The organism is Streptomyces sp. NPDC003011, from assembly GCF_053591515.1.
This window is the reverse complement of sequence record NZ_JBSFTY010000099.1, coordinates 15,349-31,585: the sequence shown is the minus strand read 5'-3', so window position 1 is coordinate 31,585 and position 16,237 is coordinate 15,349. Positions and strand designations below refer to the sequence as shown.

The window sequence follows — 16,237 nt, the reverse complement described above, 5'->3', positions numbered from 1 at the left end:
GGACTACGAGGTGGACGACTTCGGCTACGACGAGGAGCTGACCGACCAGGTCCTGATGTCCCTGCTGCGCCCGGTGTACGAGAAGTACTTCCGGGCCCCCGTCCGTGAGGGAGCGATGGTCCGTTCAGATCACCCGCAGGGGGTTGGTGCGGGTGGCTGCCAGCAGGTACCAGGCGGTCGCCCCGGCGTGCCGGTAGGGGTAGTAGCCGAACCCGAAACCGGTGTCGAGAGGGCTGCTCGCCGAGACCACTCCGGACCGCGCGGCGAGCGCCCTGCCGCCGACGGTCTGGCCGGCGCCGAGCCGTTCCTGGGCCCGCTCGACCGAGGCGAGCAGCCGCCGGGCGCGGGCCTCGTCCCCGGGAGCGCGCCGGTCGCGCAGGGCCAGCGCCAGATGGGCCGTCCCTTCGAACCACACCCCGTGGCGGTCCGGTCTGGGCTGGCCCTCGGCGATCGGGGCGTCCTCGTCCGCCAGCAGGCTGGCGGAGCTGAACGTGACCCCCTCGTAGGACTGGCCCGGGGGCACCGTGCTGTTGCGCCGGTCGGCCGTGTCCAGGACGGCCAGTTCGGTCGAGGCCCAGTCCAGCGAACGGGCGTGCGCGGGCGAGGCGAGGGCGAGGTGGGTCCAGGTCTGGGTGTCCTCGGGGATCGGCGAGGTGTTGACGGTCACGCCGTCGTTGGTGCCGGTGTAGAAGAAGCCCCCGGCCGGCTCCCACATGCGCTTGACGAAGGCTTGTGCCCGCGCGCGCCGCTCCCGCCAGACCCCGTCGCCGGTGAGCCGGGCGAGCTGTCCGAACAGAGCGATCAGGTCGGTGTTGTGCTCGGTGGAGGTGAACGGCAGTCTCTCGTCGGCCCCGTTGACGCCGAACTTGTAGCCGCCGAGAGGTTCGTCGGTGCGGCCGACGCGCGCGATCCACTCGCCCGCCCGGACGGCGCCGGTGAGGAACCGCCGCTGGCCGGTACGGCGGGCGAGCGCGCCGAGCGCGATGGCGGCCCAGGCCATGTCGCCGACGGCGGTGCCGGTGAAGCCGAACTGGGTTCCGACGTTGGCCGTGCCGTCCGCCCGGACGAAGCCGTCCGGCTGCGGTGAGCCGTCGTAGAAGGTGTACGGCCCCACGTTGTACGCCTGCCGCAGTCGGCCGTCGTCGTGGACGGGGTCATGGGTCTGGGCGTAGAGCAGCGCGTCGCCGAGCGCCACGGCCCGGGACCGGCCGTCCTGGGTACGGGACGCGAGGTGGGCCAGGATCGCGAGAGCGTTGTCGTAGGTGAACGCGGTGCTGAACAGGCCGGCCTGGTCGGTGTAGCTCTGGGTGAGCCGGAGCGGGCCGTGCTCCGGATAGGCGTCCATGGCGGCGGCCAGGAAGGCGTGGGCCCGCCGCTGGGAGGAGCCATGGCCGGCGGACGGGGCGTCCGCCGCCCGGGCCGTGCCGGTGCCGGCCGCGGTGAGGACCGCGGCGCCGGCACCGAGCCCGGTCCCGATGAGCGCGCGACGGCTGAGTGCCGGGCCCTGGCTGCCGGTCATGGGTCTCCTCGAAAAGGTGGGGTGCGCTGCGGGACGGGACGGCGAGCGTGGTTGAGAGCGCTCTCACGAGTGCGCGCTCATTGTGCTGTCACGCCGGGCTTCGGTCAACGCCTGTGACGTCCGCGTCAGTTCGGAGCACTGTCCGCCGAGCGGCCGACCGGCGGAGGATCCGGGGTGCGTGCGCGGGGTGCTGCCCGCGCGCGTCCGCTCAGGCCGTCAGCAGCGGGAGCGCCGCGAAGGTGTGGTCCTCCCACAGAGGGCGGGAGGTCTCCTCGGGGTACGCCGTGACCGACGGCGGCGTGTCGAAGATCCGGGTGAGGCGCTGCCGGGAGTCGTACGCGGGCCAGCCGGGGTCGCCCGACGCGGCGAACGAGGTCCACGCCGTGCGGAGTTGGGCCGTCAGGTCCAGGGCTTCGGCGGTGGGCTCACGGCGTGCCGCGGAAGACGGCCAGGCCGTCCTCCGTACGGCCGCGCACCGCCCCGGCGGTGGTGCGGACCTCGGGCTCCGGGGACCGGACTGCGGACATGGACGGCTCCTCACTCGGGCACTCCGGGCACTTTGGGCACTGCGGCCAGGGGAAGCGATTGACTTGACAGTTGCCTGTTCCGGGACGGCTGTCGAGTCACGGGCACGATGGGTGTGCGCTGGCCGGAGTCCGCAGGGCCCGGGTGAGCGGCCGCGCCGCCCGCCGGAAACCCCCGGGGGAAGCCCGGGACATGCCGAGGGCCGGCACCTGTCGGTGCCGGCCCTCGGTGTGCGTCAGCTGGGGCAGGCCGGACCTGCCACGCCGTCAGAGTGCGCGGACGCGGGAGGCCTGCGGGCCCTTGGGGCCCTGCACGATCTCGAAGTCCACCTTCTGGTCCTCCTCCAGGCTGCGGAAGCCGGAGCTGTCGATCTCCGAGTAGTGCACGAAGACGTCCGGACCGCCGTCGGCCTGGGCGATGAAGCCGAAGCCCTTCTCGGCGTTGAACCACTTGACGGTTCCCTGGGTCATGGTTGCTCCCTTTCAGGGGCTGGGTGAAGGCCTCGCACCGTGCGAGGCCCCGGCCGGTTCGCGACGCGGCTGGCTCCAGCGACCTGGAAGACAAGCTTCGCGCCCGCACCATCGTTCTCTGCGAGCATGCGACTGACACAAACACACGAGTGAAACTGCGACCACCTGGGACAACCGGCTCGCTTGCGGATTCATTCCCGCCCGAGGGCCGCGGGTCGGGTGCGGCCCCGCTTCCGTGCTGCCGGGCCGGCGTCGGCCGCAGCACCGCAGCCGCACGGGGCCGGGTTGCGGTGGGCGGCCCGGTCGCGGCAGGTGGCCGGGGGTGCGGTGGGCGGTCCGGCCGGGGTGGGTGTGCAGCTCGCCGGCCGCCCGGAGACCGGTCAGGCGCCGACGTAGGCCGCGAGGTGCTCGCCGGTGAGGGTGGAGCGGTCGGCGACGAGGTCGGCGGGGGTGCCCTCGAAGACGATCCGGCCGCCGTCGTGCCCCGCGCCGGGGCCGAGGTCGATGATCCAGTCGGCGTGCGCCATGACCGCCTGGTGGTGCTCGACGACGATGACCGACTTGCCGGAGTCGACGAGCCGGTCGAGCAGACGGAGCAGCTGCTCGACATCGGCGAGGTGCAGGCCGGTGGTCGGCTCGTCGAGTACGTAGACGAGGCGGTCGCCGCCCTTGGTGCCCATGTGGGTGGCCAGCTTGAGCCGTTGCCGCTCGCCGCCGGAGAGCGTGGTGAGCGGCTGGCCGAGACTGATGTAGCCGAGCCCGACGTCGGCGAGCCGGTCCAGGACCGCATGGGCGGCCGGTGTGCGGGCCTCACCGGCACCGAAGAACTCCTCGGCCTCGGTCACCGACATCGCCAGCACCTCGCTGATGTCCTTGCCGCCGAAGGTGTACGTGAGCACCTCGGCCTGGAACCGCTTGCCCTCGCAGTCCTCGCAGGGGGTGGCGACGCCGGCCATCATCGCCAGGTCGGTGTAGATGACACCGGCGCCGTTGCAGGTGGGGCAGGCGCCCTCGGAGTTGGCGCTGAACAGCGCCGGCTTCACGCCGTTGGCCTTCGCGAACGCCTTGCGGATCGGTTCGAGCAGTCCCGTGTACGTCGCCGGGTTGCTCCGCCGCGAGCCCTTGATCGCTCCCTGGTCCACCGAGACGACGCCGGCCCCGGCGGGGATCGAACCGTGGATCAGCGAGCTCTTGCCGGAGCCGGCGACGCCGGTGACCACGCAGAGCACCCCGAGCGGGATGTCGACGTCGACACCCCGCAGGTTGTGCGTCGTCGCGCCGCGGATCTCCAGCGCGCCGGTGGGCTTGCGCACCGTCTCCTTGAGGGTGGCCCGGTCGTCGAAGTGGCGGCCGGTGACGGTACCGTTGGCCCGCAACCCCTCGACGGTCCCCTCGAAGCAGACGGTGCCGCCCGCCGTGCCGGCGCCGGGGCCGAGGTCGACGACATGGTCGGCGATGGCGATCGTCTCCGGCTTGTGCTCCACGACGAGCACCGTGTTGCCCTTGTCCCGCAACCGCAGCAGCAGGCCGTTCATCCGCTGGATGTCATGGGGGTGCAGGCCGATGGTGGGCTCGTCGAAGACGTAGGTCGTGTCGGTGAGCGAGGAGCCGAGGTGGCGGATCATCTTGACGCGCTGCGCCTCGCCGCCCGACAGCGTGCCCGACGGCCGCTCCAGCGAGAGGTAGCCGAGGCCGATCTCCACGAACGAGTCGAGGCTCTGCCGCAGCGCGGTGAGCAGCGGCGCCACCGACGGCTCGTCGAGGCCGCGGACCCACTCGGCCAGGTCGCGGATCTCCATCGCGCACGCGTCGGCGATGCTGATCCCCTTGATCTTCGACGACCGGGCGCCCTCACTGAGCCGGGTGCCGTCGCACTCGGGGCAGGTGGTGAAGGTGACCGCCCGCTCCACGAAGGCCCGGATGTGCGGCTGCATCGCCTCCTTGTCCTTGGACAGGAACGACTTGTGGATCTTGGGGATCAGGCCCTCGTAGGTGAGGTTGATGCCGTTGACCTTCACCTTGGTCGGCTCGCCGTAGAGGAAGTCGTGCATCTCCTTCTTGGTGAACTCGCGGATCGGCTTGTGCGGGTCGAGGAAGCCCGACTGCGCGTAGAGCCCCACGGTCCACTGGCTGTCCGACTTCCAGCCGGGGATGGTGAACGCGCCCTCGGCGAGCGACCTGGAGTCGTCGTAGAGCTGGGTGAGGTCGATGTCGGAGACCGTGCCCCGGCCCTCGCAGCGGGTGCACATGCCGCCGGTGCGGTGGAACGTCGCCTTCTGCGCCTTGGTCTTGTTGCCGCGTTCCACGGTGATCGCACCGCTCGCCCGGACGGAGGCGGTGTTGAAGGAGTACGCGCTGGGCGGGCCGATGTGCGGCTCGCCGAGCCGGCTGTAGAGGATCCGCAGCATCGCGTGGGCGTCGGTGGCGGTACCGACGGTGGAGCGGGGGTCGGCACCCAGCCGCTGCTGGTCGACGGTGATCGCGGTGGTCAGCCCGTCCAGTACGTCGACCTCCGGCCGGGCCAGCGTCGGCATGAACCCCTGCACGAAGGCGCTGTAGGTCTCGTTGATCAGCCGCTGCGACTCGGCGGCGATCGTGTCGAACACCAGCGAGCTCTTGCCCGAGCCGGAGACGCCGGTGAACACCGTCAGCCGGCGCTTCGGGATCTCGATGCTGATGTCCTTGAGGTTGTTCTCGCGCGCGCCGTGCACGCGGATCAGATCGTGGCTGTCGGCAACGTGCGACTCAGGCGACCGGGTGTGCGTTCTCGGGGCCTTGCTCATCATGTCTCCATCTGTCGGGCCGGGCCGCTTTCCGCCGTCGGCGCCGCCTGGCTCGATCTAACCAGCTGCGGGGCGTACGTCTGTTCTTTTCCGTGACTCACCCCGGGTGCAGGGGAGTTGGGGCGCGAAGGTTCCGCTTTTGGCCGCGGACCGACGCCGGCCGGTGCGGTGGCCGGTCGGCGTCCGGCTCACCTGGCGCGGTGCTGGGCGAAGCGGAGCATGTTGCCCGCGGGATCACGGAAGGCGCAGTCGCGCACCCCGTACGGCTGGTCGACCGGCTCCTGCAGCACATCGGCGCCCGACGCCTGGACGCGCTCGAAGACGCCGTCGCAGTCGTCGGTCGAGAAGATCACGCCGCGCAGCATGCCCTTGGCCAGCAACTCCTCCAGGGCCCGCTGGTCGGCCGGCGAGGTGTTCGGGTCCGCGGCCGGCGGCTCCAGCACGATCTCCACGTCGGGCTGCGACGGCGAGCCGACCGTCACCCAGCGCATCCCCTCGAAGCCGACGTCGTTGCGTACCTCGAGTCCGAGCACGTCCCGGTAGAAGGCGAGCGCCTTGTCGTGGTCGTCGACGGCGATGAAACACTGTGAGAGTTTGATGTCCATGCAGCTCAGGCTACGGACGGGTGGGCTTCTTCGCTTCTCCGTTCCTGACCGGTCCGGCGTTCCTGACCGGCCGCGTGAAGACCTTGGCGACGCAGGCGGGGATGGCCGCACCCGCGTCGTGCGGCCGGGCCCGGTACGCGCTCGGGCTCTCGCCGACCAGTTCGGTGAACCGCGAGCTGAACGACCCCAGCGACGTGCACCCGACCGCGAAGCAGACCTCCGTCACCGACAGGTCACCGCGCCGCAGCAGAGCCTTGGCCCGCTCGATCCTGCGGGTCATCAGGTAGCTGTACGGCGTCTCCCCGAACGCGGCGCGGAAGCTGCGGGAGAAGTGGCCGGGCGACATGAGGGCCTCGCGTGCCAGCGCGGGGACGTCGAGCGGCTCGGCGTAGTCGCGGTCCATCATGTCGCGGGCCCGGCGGAGCCGGACCAGGTCGGAGAGCGTCACCGCACCAGCATGGCACGGCGGAGTCCCGCGTGGCCGGTGCCGGTCATGCCGGTGGGCGGCGGCTGAAGCACCGGTCAGGCATCCCCCGGCTCCTGGCCTGCCGCGGTCCATGACTCCCAGGGCGTCGGACCGGTGCCGGCGTCCCACGCCCGCAGGGCCTGCCCGTCCCAGCACACGATCCCGCACTGTTCGGCGTACTCGACAGCCGGAGCGGTGAAGTCGCTGGTGGTGACGACGACGGCGAGATCGGCCTCGTGGACGGTGAAACAGGTCCCGCCGAAGCGCTGCAGATCCTGGGAGCCGACCCGGTGGGCTTCGCCGTAGCGCTTGCACTGGATGACGACGCGCCGTCCGTCCGGTGCGACGGCCAGGACGTCCGCCCCGAGGTCGCCCGCACCGCCGACGACTTCGACGTCCGAGCACCCGTCCCGTTCGCACAGGGCGGCTATCGCCTCCTCGAACTCCTCCGGATCGAGGGCGTCATGGGGGGCCGCGGCGTCGCGGGGGAGGACGACCGTCTCGTCACCGCCGACGTCGACGACGAGGGGCTGCAGCGTCTCGGCGGTGCTCACGGCCGGCGCAGTGGCCAGCACGTCGACCGCCGTGCCCGCCCCCTGATCGAGTGCTGCGGCGGCCCGGCGTGCCGCCCTCCGGACGGAGATCCGGTGCCGGCCGCGCCGAAGGGCCAGGGCGAGCGCCACCCCGACGAGGCCGAGCACCAAGGCCCAGGCGGGGCGTCGCTCGACGGCGTCGGCCGCCGCACGGGCAAGGAGGCCCACCATGATCACGGCGAGGGCGAGCAGGCAGAAGAAGGCGGCTGTCCGGCGGAGGTCGAACGGGCGGCGTCGGCGGTCGGCGGATCGGGGGCGGCGTACGGGCGTGGCCATGGCGGTGCGGACTCCTCACGGGGTCGATACGAAGATCACTCCCGCCGTCTGCCCAAGATCAGTTACTTCATCGTGTCCATGGCCGATCCCGCGTGGACGCCTCAGCGTCCGGACGAACTTCTCCGGCGTTCCGCGCAGTTGGGGCCCCAGGCCGTGCACGGTGCGGGTGCGGCGCGCGGACCGCCGGGCGCCGCACCCGCGGTGGTCAGGCGATGCGGTGGACGAGCTGGGTCGTCAGTTCGTACCGGGCGCCCACGACGGCCAGGTGTCCGGCAGCCACCTTCGCCGCGAGGTCGGGTTCCGCCGCGAGGCGCGCGCGGACGGCCCGGACCTGGGCGTCGACGGTCGCGTCGACGCGGGCGTCCCCTTCCTGGCCGTGGTCGATCACCGGCCGTATCTGGTCGGCGAGATACTGGATGTGGGCGGGCAGCCGTGCGCCGGACACGTCCGCCTCCACGGCGGCGCGCACGGCGCCGCACGACTGGTGGCCGAGCACCATGACCAGCGGTATCCCGAGTTCGAGCACGCCGTACGCGACGCTGCCGAGGACGGCCTCGTCCAGGACCTCCCCGGCGGACCGCACGGTCAGCAGGTCGCCGAGGCCCTGGTCGAAGACCAGCTCGGGCGGGACACGGGAGTCGACGCATCCCAGGACGACGGCGAAGGGATGCTGACCCGTCGTCAGGGTCTGTCGCACCGTGGGAGTTTCGTCCGGGTGCGTCTCGTGGAACGTACGCCATCGCCGGTTGCCCGCCGCCAGTGCCCGCAGTACTTCCGCGGGCGTGCCGGGCCGCCGCGGTGTGTGAGGGGTGGCGGCGGCGGGCGTCGCACCGAGCGTGACGCCGGCGCCGAGTGCCGCGGCCCCGGTCAGTCCGGCGCGCAGCAGGGAACGGCGGGCGGGGGCGGGGGCGGCGGACTGCGCGTCGGCGGAGGCGGTGCGCCGCAGGCCGACGGCTCTATGGGGGGTGACTTCGGAGTTCACGGAGAGGACCGTATGCCCGGGTCCGCGTCCGGCCGCTCCCGTTACCCAATCATGGCGGGGCATGGTGAGATCATGGTCGGTCTTTAGTGTGCTGTTGGCCTGCTCCAGTGGTGCCCTTGACTCCGGAGCGCCGTCGACGCCTCGCCGACTCACACGGCGCGCTGCATGCACACAAGTTGCTCCCGCTCGTCCCATGACGGGGTGACGGTGAAACCGAACCGTTCGTACAGGGCGATGGCGTCGGTCCGCCACTTCCACACCGACAGCCGCACCGTGCCGACGCCGCTGTCCGCGGCGTGCGCCAGCGCGGCGCCGATCAGGCCGGACGCGACGCCCCGGCCCCGGCACGCGGGATCCGTCCAGAGCCTCTTGATCTCCGACCGTCCGTCGGCGGGGGCGGTGACCACCAGGCAGCCCACGACGGTGTCTCCGCCCAGGGCCAGCAGGACGGCATCGTCCACGAACGCGGTCCGCGGGTCCGAGACCTCGGCCCGGTACCGGCCGGGCAGCCCCGCCACGCCGGAAACGGCCTCGCCCTTCTCGGCCTCCGTCCGCAGATGGTAGGCCGCCAGCAAACCGGCCAGACCGGCCTCGGCGGAAGCCGCCTGGTCCGGCCAGCGGACGATGGTCACCTCGGGTCGATCAGTCATCGCGCCAGCATCACACGCCGTCGGCCGGGCGCCGCACGAGTCCCCCGGTCACGTCCGCCTGGTGAGCAGTTCCTTGTCGGCGACCGTGGCCAGGGACAGGGTCCGGTATCCCATGGAGTCGAACAGGACGGTGATGCGGTCGCCCTCCTCGCTCATCACCGTGCCGTCGCCCCACTCGCTGTGTCGCACCTGGGTGCCCGCCGGGTAGGACGCGGCCGCCGGATGGGCCGGCCGGGAGTCACCCGGGTCCCGCACCCCGTCGACGACCGTGGCCTCGCTCACGGAGCTCGCGGAACTCGCGGAGGTGGACGCGCACACATCACAGGTGCCGCACGGGGCTTCGTAGGGCTCGCCGAAGTAGCCGAGCAGGAAGCGCCGGCGGCAGCCCGTCGCCTCGGCGTACCCCAGCACCATCTCCAGCCTCGACCGCTCCAGCCTTCTTCGTGCCCGCGCTTCCTCCGCCGCCCGCGCGGTGGCGTCCTCGGCCGACACGCCGGACACGAAACGCACCTGCCCGTCGGCTTCGGTGCGCACGGCTCCCGCCTGCTCCAGGAGGTTGGCCGCCGCCGTCACGCGCCGGCGGGAGAGGTTCGTCCGCTCACCGACGTCGTCCAGCGCGACGGGGCCGTCCTGGTCCTGGATCCCCTCCGCGACCTCGCCGAGGGTCTCCTCGTCGGGCGCGCGGGCGGCGAAGAGGTGCTGGAGGCCGCTGTCCTGCGGCCGGTAGTGCAGGACGGCGAGCGCGGGCGCGCCGTCGCGGCCCGCACGGCCGATCTCCTGGTAGTAGGCGTCGAGCGAGCCGGGCACGGAGGCGTGCAGCACGAACCGTACGTCCTCCTTGTCGATGCCCATGCCGAAGGCGGAGGTGGCGACCACCACGTCGGCCTCGCCGGCCAGGAAGGCGTCGTGGGTGCGGGAACGCTCACCGGCGCTCAGGCCGGCGTGGTAGGCGGCGGCCGACAGGCCGAGTCCGGTGAGTTCGGCCGCGTAGTCCTCGGCGTCCCTGCGCGTGGCGGTGTAGATGATGCCGGGCTTGGGCTCCGCCGCGGCTCGCTCCACCACCGCCCGCCGCTTGTCGGCGTCGTGCTGGAAGCGGCGCACCTCCAAGGTGATGTTCGGCCGGTCGAAACCGGCCACGACCAGTGCGGGATCCTCCATGCCCAGCCGCTGCACGATCTCCTCGCGCACCGGAGGAGCGGCCGTGGCCGTCAGGCCGAGGACCGGGGGGCCGCCCACCCGCTGGACCACGTGGGCCAGACGCAGGTAGTCAGGACGGAAGTCGTGGCCCCAGGCGGCCACGCACTGCGCCTCGTCGACGACGAACAGCGAGGGCGCGGCCCGGGCCAGCCGCTCGACCACCTCGTCCTTCGTCAGCTGCTCGGGGGAGAGGAACAGGTACTCGGCGTCCCCGTGCTGCACCGCCTCCCAGGCGGCCTCCGTCTCGCCGTGCGGCTGGGCGGAGTTGACCGCGACCGCCTCCGGAGCCTGGTGGCTCAGCAGGCCGGCGATCTGGTCCCGCTGGAGGGCGATCAGCGGGGAGACCACGACGGTGGGTCCGGGCAGCAGCAGCCCGGCCACCTGGTACACCGCCGACTTCCCCGCTCCGGTCGGCATCACCACCAGGGTGTCGCGGCCCGACATGACCGCTTCCATGGCGGTCAGCTGTCCCGGCCGCAGCTCTCGCCAGCCGAACACGTCGGCGGCGGTCCGCTCCAGGCGGTCCGTGACGCCCGGCTCCCTCTCGTCCGGCATGCCGGCCCCTCTTCCTCTACGTCTGTGCCCGTGCGGATTCCCGCGGAACCGCTTCGTCCGTCGCCCGGGCCGTGTGCGTCCCTGGCCGGATGGGTTCACTGCCGACGTCCGACTACCCCGATTCCCCCGCTGCCCCCACGTCCGGCTGCTCCGAAGTCGCCGCGCGGGTCACGCGCCCCGCACAGGAGGAAGCCCCGGTCAGCTCGGGGGAAAGCCGACCGGGGCGGTACGGGGTGCGGATGCGGAGGGCGATCGCCTCTCGGCGAATGGCTCCGTGGGGCTTCAGCCGAACGATCGTCCCCACGGGCGGAAGGTGAGGCCCGGGGACACGGTCCCTCCGCACCCGCACACAGTTGAACCATGAACTATGGCGCTCTGTTCCCCGGGGGACGCCACCGGGGAATGTGAACCGCGTCTCGCCACCCGGGCCCCGGGCGGCCAGCCCGCACGGTGCCGGCGGTGAGGGCATGGATACGCCCATAACGGGCTGCACAGCGAGGACCCCGTCCGTCGCGTTCACCGAAGGCGACGCCATGCGCCACGGCATGGACGGCGGTGCCGCGGTGCCGGCCGACGCCCGGCCGACACCCCGTCGCGAGCGGGCTCGCGCTCAGCAACGCGGGGCACCCTGACGTTCTCCAGCGGCGCGGGGACCGAGGAACTGGGCCGGGCGCAGGCGGTGCTGCTACCCGCCGCCCATGGGCGAGGTGTCCGTTCGGAGCCCCGCCGACGTGCTCGTCGGGGCTCCCTGCCCGCTCTCGACGCCGACATCCTGCGCCCCCTGGCCGCGGGCGGTTACGGACCGGCCGTCGTCTCGGCTCCGGGGAAGGGCCTCGGCTGAGCCGGGTGCGGGCCCGGAAGGCGTGGCGCTCGGGGGGCAACCAGGGCCCGCCGACGACGCACGCCTCGCGGCAGCGATTCCGGCCGGCGGCGACACATGATCGGTCAGACATGATCGGCCAGGCGTGATCCGGAAAGATCCGGGTAGGCGGCCAGCGTCGGCGGGAAAGGAGCAGGCGGCGCCTGGGGAGGTCGACCGCTCTCCTTTCCCGCCCGCCAGGCTCTCCTCCCGGCCGCCATGAGGCGGCATGACCGGCCCCGCCCGCCGAGCCGTACCTCACGCGCGTACGGGTGCCCGCTCGTCGATGAGACCGGCCTCCATCAGGTCGGCCCAGACCTGATCCGGGATGTCGGCCCCGAACGACGCGACGTTGCGCCGCACCTCCTCGGGGGAGCGCATACCGAGCACGATGCCCGCGACGGCCGGGTGGCGCAGCGGGAACGCCATCGCCGCCTGGGGCAGGGTCACGCCGTGCGCCTCGCAGACGTCGGCGATCTCCCGAGCCCGCCGCAGGACCTGCGGTGACGCGGGTTCGTAGTCGAAGGGTGCTCCTTCGGCGGGCCTCGGCGTGGCGAGCAGCCCGGAGTTGAAGACGGAGGCGGCGAGCACGGAGACACCGCGTTCGGCGCAGGCCGGCAGCAGGTCGTCGAGGGCACTGTGGTCCAGCAGTGTGTAGCGGCCGGAGAGCATCACCACGTCGGCGTCGGTTTCCCGCACCAGCCTGGTCAGCATGCCCGTGTGGTACATGCCCGCTCCGACGGCGCCCACCACGCCCTGGGCGCGCAACTCCGCCAGCGCGGGGAAGCCGTCGCGCAGAGCGGCCTCGAAATGTTCCTCCGCGTCGTGGAGGAACAGCATGTCGACGCGGTCCGTGCCCATGCGGGTGAGGGAGTCCTCGACGCTGCGCAGCACACCGTCGCGGGAGAAGTCCCACACCCGGTGATGCGTGGCGGGCACGTGGAAGCGCTCGTCTTCGCGCCCGGCCGGGTCCTGCGGCACGAGGAGCCGGCCGACCTTGGTCGAGAGCGTGAACTCTGCGCGCGGCACGCCGCGCAGGAACGCGCCGGTGCGGCGCTCGGAGAGCCCGACGCCGTAGTGCGGGGAGGTGTCGAAGTAGCGGATGCCGCAGTCCCAGGCCGCGGCCAGGGCGGCTGCCGCCGTGTCGTCGTCCAGAGGCGCGAAGAGGCCGCCGAGCGGGCCGCCGCCGAAGCCCAGCTCCGTCACCTCGACCGTGCTGCGTCCGAGCCGGGTCGTCCTCATCCAGCCGCTCCTCCCTGTACGTCACCGCACTCGCCCTGCGACGTACAGTCTCGCGGTGGCTGTGCCGCGTTCCAAGGGCGCGGTGCGACGCGTCGGCCGGCCGGTCGTCTTCGAGGCGGGGACCCCGCCGTGGCCACGGCGGCGTCCCCGGGAGGAGGCCTCGTGTCCGTCCGGCTCAGTTACCGCCCTCGCGACGGGCGGGCAGGGCGAGCGGAGCAGCCTGCCGGGTGGCCTTGTCGGCGCCGCCCGGCGAGGACGTGGCCTGCGCGGGCTCCAGCTTCACCCACTTCGCGACGCTCGGCACGCCCCTCTTGTCCAGCAGGAACAGCGTGCGCCACCCGGGCGGGGCGTCGGCCGCCGTCTTCGGGGTCCGCAGGGTGAGCGTGTTGCCGTCACGGCTGTCCGCGTTGCGGTGCCAGGTCTCGGTCCATGGGTCGAAGACGAGGGACAGCTTGGCGCCGCTGCCCCCGTTGCCGCCGAGGTTGCCGCCGAACACTCCCAGCATGCCGTTGGGCAGGAACGCGTGGCCGGCGCGGGCCGCGACACGTCCACGCACCAGTACAGCGACGGCCGGACGCGGCCTCCGGCCTCCGGCCTCCTTGAGGAACGTGCCGACGTTCCCGCCGAAGTCCAGCACCCTGCGCCGGACCAGTCGGGCCGGCCGAGCTGGGCGTCGAAGTAGGCGAACTGACCGGTCTTCGTGGAGATGAAGGACCTCTGCCGGGACCGGGCACCGCCGCGGGCCGGCGGGGACGGCCGTCCTGGAAGGGGGCTCACCAGGTGACGGGAAGGGCGGCGACGGCCTGGATGCGCTGGTGTTCCTTCCAGCCGGCGGACGCCTCGGGGGCTACTGGCCGCAGCCTCGGAAAGCGGGCGAGCAGCGACGTGAGGGCGATCCGCAGCTCCGCCCGCGCCAGATGGGAGGCGGGGCAGCGGTGGATGCCGTGACCGAAGGCGACATGCGGGTTGGGGTCCCGGCCCAGGTCGAGGAAGGCGCGCTTGCAGTGCCGGGACGCGATCAGGGACAGGCCGTCGTACGGCGGGTTCTTGTGCGCGGTGGCGTGGCACGGCGGGTTCTTGTGCGCGGTGGCGTCGTACGGCGGGTTCTTGTGCGCGGTGGCGTCGTACAGCGGATCCTCGTCCGCGGTGCCGTCGTACGTCGTGAGGCCCTTCGTCAGGTCCTCGTACGCGGGATCGCCATGGACCGTCATGGGCAGCTCGCTCCCTCGCGCCTCAGCCGAGCCCGGCGGCGCGGACGTCGGGACCGGGGTCGCAGCCGAGGAACTCGTGCAGACGGATGCGGACCAGCTCCTGGATGCGGTGGGCGCACCGGCGGTACGCCTCGGGTGGCTGCCCGTCGGGGTTGGGGACGTCCTCGTGGGGGTCCAGGCACAGGGTGCGGCTCTCCGCGTCCGGCGCCAGGGCGACCACGGCGTCGCGGTGCGAGCGCGTCATGCAGTAGATGACGGAACTGTCGAGGCACAGCTGCGGGGTGATCGGCCGGGCGCGGTGGCGGCGGGGGTGCGCGGGGCCGGGGATCCGCCGGATGCCGAGGTCGGCGAGGGCGGTCCGGGCGGCGGGGGCCAGCGGTGCTCCGGGCCGTGCGGGGGAGACGCCGGCGCTGGCGAAGCGCACGCTCCGCGCGCCGGCCCCGGTGTGCGCGGCGTGGGCCCGGGCGATGACCTCCGCCATGGGGGAGCGGGAGGTGTTGCCGCCGCAGACGAACAGCACCCGCCGCGTGCGCGTGCCCCGTTCCCGCCACCAGGAGGCAACGGCGGGGTAGGACAAGGACGCGATGGCGGTGACGATGAAGACGAGCGCGAGAAGCTGCGCGTTCCCCGGTACCGGCAGCCCGGCCAGCCACGCCAGGGCGTACGAGGCGACCAGGCCGGACAGCAGGCTGGCGCACCGGTTGGCCGGGACGCACCAGGTGTACACGCGGCGGTCGAGGTAGATCAGCGTGCCGAAGATGAACAGCACCTCGTACGCCACGCCGATGCCGACGGCGGACCAGGCCGCGCGCGTGGTGAGGAAGCTGGTGAACCCGGCACGTAATTCGGGCTGCCCGGCCAGGGCCGCGGCCGCCAGGATTCCCACCAGGAGAACCGGTGCGGCGGCGTGTTCTTCCACGAAATAGCGGCGGTCGGTCTCCTTCGCTCCGGTCTTGGCCACGCGGCTCATGATCTCGAACCGCCCCACGTAACCGATGAGATAGACGAGCACGCTGAAGATCGTCGCCAGGGTGAGGTGATAACTGGCGACATCGCCGAGAGCCACCGATACCGCTGTCAGGCTGAAAGCCAGTCCGGCCCACGCGGAACGGGGAACCCTCCGTTTGCGCGCCGAGTCGATCACCGGAGAAAGGATCAGCACACCCCCACGCATCAGAAGCATCACGAGAAGTATGGAGACACCGGCGAAGGTGAAATTCAACGTCGTGGTGGCGATGATGAGGGAGGTGAAGAATCCCGCCAGCAGGGTTTCCCTGCCCGGCATGCGCACCTGCCCCACCCCGGGAATCTCCCGCTGCCGTGCATAGGGCCACCATCCGCAAGCCGCCAGAAAGAACGGCATGACGGCGAGCTGTCCCAAGGCGGCCGCCGGCAGCAGCACCAGTCCGTTCACCGGCTCCCCGGCCAGCGGCGACACCCCGCTGGACACCGCCTTCACGAGCATGGCGTAGGGAATGTAGGAAAGAAAATACCCGAGCGCGAGCCAGGCCATACGCATTCCCCTCCGGGATTTCCCCAGCGGCAGGGTCGGTTGTTTCTCGACGGAACGTACGGAAGAAGTGCCGACGATCTGCAACGCCGAGCCGGCTCACGTACAGATCCCTGCACCGACTTGTTCGAGTGTGCAGGGATCCCGTGTCCCGCGCAAGTGCCTCACCTTTTCGGAGCCGTCGGCGCGTTCAATTCCGGGAGTCACCGCGAGCGTCTTATCGCGGCGCCGTGCAGGCACGTGACCGGTGTCATCACGACGTGCGCCGTCCGTGCGCCGGTCGTATGCCCCTGTTCCCTGTTTATGCGAACTTGCGGATAGACGGGAAATCCGTAACCCGTGAAAAGGGAAAGGGGCGGCCGTATTCCGGGTACCGCCTCTGGCGCCGACCCCGGCGTGCGCGGGCGTGCGCGGGCGTGCCGCGAGAACACGGACCGCGGCGTCACGACCGGGCGGCCCTCACTACGACCGGGCGGCCCTCACTTCCCAGGCGACAGCGCGCAGGTGCCGGTCCGGCCCGGCAGCCCGCAGCCGCTGATTCGGCTCGGACGGCGACGGGGCCGCGAGGCAGGCACCCGCACGTCCGGTCCGCCGCTGCGGCGCCCCGCGCGGCGCCTCCACGAGCGGGAGGCGCGGGGCGGGCGCACAGGGGCCCCTTTCCTCCGGACATCGGGTGGCGGTGCCGACTCCCACCGACTCCCGCCCAGGACGGGTTCTTCCGGGCGTCACAGGATCTTGACCCAGGTATCCCGGGCACGTACGTTCCCCACGTCGGTAACCGTTTACTACCCACA

The 16,237-nt window shown here is 72.3% G+C and carries 13 protein-coding genes; all 13 read right to left on the bottom strand.

The window, feature by feature from the left end; genetic code table 11:
* Positions 1–124: 124 nt before the first annotated feature.
* Positions 125–1,519: a Tat pathway signal sequence domain protein gene (locus ACWD0J_RS35275; protein WP_451499939.1), complete on the bottom strand. Its 1,395-nt coding sequence runs from the start codon at positions 1,517–1,519 to the stop codon at positions 125–127.
* A gap of 791 nt (positions 1,520–2,310) precedes the next feature.
* The gene (locus tag ACWD0J_RS35270; protein WP_451499938.1) at positions 2,311–2,514 is read right to left on the bottom strand and encodes a cold-shock protein; all 204 of its coding nucleotides are present in this window, start codon (positions 2,512–2,514) and stop codon (positions 2,311–2,313) included.
* Positions 2,515–2,894: 380 nt separating this feature from the next.
* Entirely contained in the window at positions 2,895–5,297 is a 2,403-nt protein-coding gene (locus ACWD0J_RS35265) for an ATP-binding cassette domain-containing protein (protein ID WP_451499937.1), read from the bottom strand.
* A gap of 188 nt (positions 5,298–5,485) precedes the next feature.
* Positions 5,486–5,902 carry a VOC family protein gene (locus tag ACWD0J_RS35260; protein ID WP_451499936.1) on the bottom strand — a complete coding sequence of 139 codons (417 nt, stop codon included), beginning with the start codon at positions 5,900–5,902 and terminating at the stop codon, positions 5,486–5,488.
* 10 nt (positions 5,903–5,912) lie between these two features.
* Positions 5,913–6,350, bottom strand: coding sequence for a helix-turn-helix domain-containing protein (locus ACWD0J_RS35255; RefSeq protein WP_451499935.1), 438 nt, complete (start codon positions 6,348–6,350; stop codon positions 5,913–5,915).
* A 74-nt stretch (positions 6,351–6,424) separates the two neighbouring features.
* A complete protein-coding gene (locus tag ACWD0J_RS35250) occupies positions 6,425–7,237 on the bottom strand; it encodes a restriction endonuclease (protein ID WP_451499934.1) in 813 nt (270 codons plus the stop codon).
* A gap of 205 nt (positions 7,238–7,442) precedes the next feature.
* Complete coding sequence (locus ACWD0J_RS35245; protein ID WP_451499933.1) at positions 7,443–8,219, bottom strand: carbonic anhydrase; 777 nt, start codon at positions 8,217–8,219, stop codon at positions 7,443–7,445.
* A 149-nt stretch (positions 8,220–8,368) separates the two neighbouring features.
* Positions 8,369–8,869: a GNAT family N-acetyltransferase gene (locus ACWD0J_RS35240; RefSeq protein ID WP_451499932.1), complete on the bottom strand. Its 501-nt coding sequence runs from the start codon at positions 8,867–8,869 to the stop codon at positions 8,369–8,371.
* A 48-nt stretch (positions 8,870–8,917) separates the two neighbouring features.
* Positions 8,918–10,621, bottom strand: coding sequence for a RecQ family ATP-dependent DNA helicase (locus tag ACWD0J_RS35235; RefSeq protein WP_451499931.1), 1,704 nt, complete (start codon positions 10,619–10,621; stop codon positions 8,918–8,920).
* A gap of 1,117 nt (positions 10,622–11,738) precedes the next feature.
* On the bottom strand, positions 11,739–12,722 hold the full coding sequence (locus tag ACWD0J_RS35230; protein WP_451499930.1) for an aldo/keto reductase: 984 nt from the start codon (positions 12,720–12,722) through the stop codon (positions 11,739–11,741).
* Positions 12,723–12,897: 175 nt separating this feature from the next.
* Positions 12,898–13,278 (bottom strand): galactose oxidase-like domain-containing protein, encoded by a 381-nt coding sequence (locus ACWD0J_RS35225; protein WP_451499929.1) that lies wholly within the window; start codon positions 13,276–13,278, stop codon positions 12,898–12,900.
* 217 nt (positions 13,279–13,495) lie between these two features.
* The gene (locus ACWD0J_RS35220; RefSeq protein WP_451499928.1) at positions 13,496–13,933 is read right to left on the bottom strand and encodes a hypothetical protein; all 438 of its coding nucleotides are present in this window, start codon (positions 13,931–13,933) and stop codon (positions 13,496–13,498) included.
* A gap of 22 nt (positions 13,934–13,955) precedes the next feature.
* Positions 13,956–15,446 carry an arsenate reductase/protein-tyrosine-phosphatase family protein gene (locus ACWD0J_RS35215; RefSeq protein ID WP_451499927.1) on the bottom strand — a complete coding sequence of 497 codons (1,491 nt, stop codon included), beginning with the start codon at positions 15,444–15,446 and terminating at the stop codon, positions 13,956–13,958.
* Positions 15,447–16,237 lie beyond the last annotated feature (791 nt).